Source organism: Nostoc sp. CALU 546 (assembly GCF_048836525.1).
In genome coordinates, this window is record NZ_JAWJTF010000051.1 from 62,232 (window position 1) to 64,480 (window position 2,249).

General features: G+C 41.4%; 6 protein-coding genes. All 6 read right to left on the reverse strand.

Annotated elements, in window-relative coordinates; genetic code table 11:
• Positions 1-129 precede the first annotated feature (129 nt).
• Positions 130-606 carry a hypothetical protein gene (locus RRG12_RS23265; protein WP_069073102.1) on the reverse strand — a complete coding sequence of 159 codons (477 nt, stop codon included), beginning with the start codon at positions 604-606 and terminating at the stop codon, positions 130-132.
• A gap of 94 nt (positions 607-700) precedes the next feature.
• Positions 701-964, reverse strand: coding sequence for a hypothetical protein (locus RRG12_RS23270; protein WP_420760835.1), 264 nt, complete (start codon positions 962-964; stop codon positions 701-703).
• Between the two features lie 25 nt (positions 965-989).
• A complete protein-coding gene (locus RRG12_RS23275; RefSeq protein ID WP_420760830.1) occupies positions 990-1,214 on the reverse strand; it encodes a type II toxin-antitoxin system HicB family antitoxin in 225 nt (74 codons plus the stop codon).
• A gap of 18 nt (positions 1,215-1,232) precedes the next feature.
• Entirely contained in the window at positions 1,233-1,457 is a 225-nt protein-coding gene (locus RRG12_RS23280; protein ID WP_420760831.1) for a type II toxin-antitoxin system HicB family antitoxin, read from the reverse strand.
• Positions 1,454-1,678, reverse strand: a complete 225-nt coding sequence (locus RRG12_RS23285; protein WP_420760832.1) for a type II toxin-antitoxin system HicA family toxin — start codon at positions 1,676-1,678, stop codon at positions 1,454-1,456. The genes RRG12_RS23280 and RRG12_RS23285 overlap by 4 nt, the downstream gene beginning before the upstream one ends.
• 15 nt (positions 1,679-1,693) lie before the next feature.
• Positions 1,694-2,249: HEAT repeat domain-containing protein (locus RRG12_RS23290; protein WP_420760833.1), on the reverse strand; the 556-nt coding region annotated here is incomplete at its 5' end.

Below are 2,249 nucleotides of genomic sequence, written 5' to 3' on the forward strand. Positions count from 1 at the left end.
GACTCGTTAACGGAGATAAAAGGTGGATTCATCCAGTTCAAAGACTCATTAACGGAGATAAAAGGTGGATAAACAGAATAGGGGCGTACAAATGTACGCCCCTACAGTTTGTGAATGAGTCTTAAATTATCAAGAGACGGGAGTTTTTGCAGATTTACCTTTACCAATAGCCTTAAAGCGTTCACCCAACTGTTCAGCAACAGTTTTTAAGCCTGGAGTCTTTTTTGATGCAGTCTTCACGTAATCATAAACAGTCAAACTGCTAGTCATCGCTTCACTGCCGACAGCCATTAGGGTATCATCTACTTGTTCGGTGAGTTGCTGCATTGAGGTTAAAAGTTCTGTAAGCACAGTGGCTAATTGATAATCTTGAACCAGTTCCTCAACATCAAAAGTGGCTGGAAGAATTTCGCGGTTAGACTGAGCAGCAGTGACGCTATTGTTTACAAAGGCTAGGCTTTTATCGCCCATTTTTACCAGCTTACGCCGTTCTTCAGTGCTGAGAGTAATCAGAAAGGGCATCTTTCTTTGGACTGTCTGTAGCGCAGCTTTAATTTCTTGGATATCTTGTGGCGAAAGGGCGGCTGCAATATTTTGATAGGCCATTATATATTTACCTTGGGAGTTCTAATGGTGAAGTAGCAATAGATGCTAAGTATAGAATTCCCATTGGTGGGTGCGATCGCACATCATAACCTATTTATTTATCTGTTTTAACGCTGATGTACTGATTAGCTCTTGCTTTTGCCAAAGTCATGATATGCTCTAGCGTCAGGAAATGATCTAACTCTCGCTTATCGCTTCCTGTAATACCTTCAGTTTTTGCACGGTAAACGAGATCCTCTAAACGGTCTTTGGCTGCATCCGAGAGTTTGAAATCGATAACGCTTTGGGGAGTGGTTCCAGCAGCAATAAACTCTATAATTTCATCGTAGACTTTGGCTGTATTTACAGATGTGTTTATAAGCTACCTTTTTAATTCATAAATTTTATGCAACTTCCAAAGACTTTCCTAGCGTCTTAGGCTCTGGGAGAGGTTCACCATCAGCTAAAGATGATTCAATCAGCATCTCTAAAACTTCCTGAGCATTTTTCAAAGCTTCATCGTAAGTCTCTCCGTGAGTGTGACAAAATTCTCCCCATTCAGGAAGACTGACAACAAAACACTCATCTTCATCAGACCACTGAATAATTATCGTGTAGTGATAATTCATTCTTTTTCTCTTGCTTATCTATGCAACTTCCAAAGGCTTTCCTAGCGTCTTAGGCTCTGGGAGAGGTTCACCATCAGCTAAAGATGATTCAATCAGCATCTCTAAAACTTCCTGAGCATTTTTAAGAGCTTCTTCGTAAGTCTCTCCGTGAGTGCAAGGCTGCATTATATGCGTAAACTCAGGTAGCGAAACCACATAACATTGGTCTGCCTCTGACCATTGAATCACGATTGTATATTTCATTCTTCTCTCTCCTCGTCTTCTTTAATTTTATTTAGTTCTTCTAGTGCTTCATTGACTTGCTTTTCTAAATAAGGTTTGGCATCGCTACCATCTTTGCCAGCAATAATGATAGCTTTAGGCAAGTGCGGATGCAGCCATTTACTGTGGCTACCCTTTGCAGGTTTATAAGTAAATCCTGCTTGCAGCAACAAGCTTTTGAGTTCTCTGATTTTCTTAGGCATATACTCAGCTTACATTTACCCTTCCCACTGCTTTAACTTCTTCTGAGCAAATTCCCGCACTTGCTCATCTGGGTCATTTTTGGCGCGATCGCGCAACAGTGGTAAAGTCTGGGGATGCTGAGGAAATTGCTTGATAATTATCTCCAGTGCAATGCGCCGAGGGTTGGAGCTATAAGACTCATCGCTATCCTTAAAGGGGTCATTAACAGCGCAGTAGCGGTAAATTTCAAACAACTCAAGCTGATATTTAAAGTGTTTAGCTAATTCTTGGACTGCTACACGTCGCACATACTCATGATCATCGTGGGTAGCACGTTCTTTTAGGATAGATTTAGTGTCGGGGTCATCTTTGAAGTTCTTAGCTAATTCTTCAGCTGCTACACCTCGCACATCTTCGTGATCATCCCAGGTAGCACATTCTTTTAGAATGGATTTGGTGTCGGGGTCATCTTTGAAGTTTTTCGCTAATTCTTTAACTGCTGCACCTCGCACATCTTCGTGTTCATCCAGGATAGCGCGTTCTTTGAGCCAGTATTTGGTGTCGGGGTCTATCTTGAAATTTTTGGGTAAT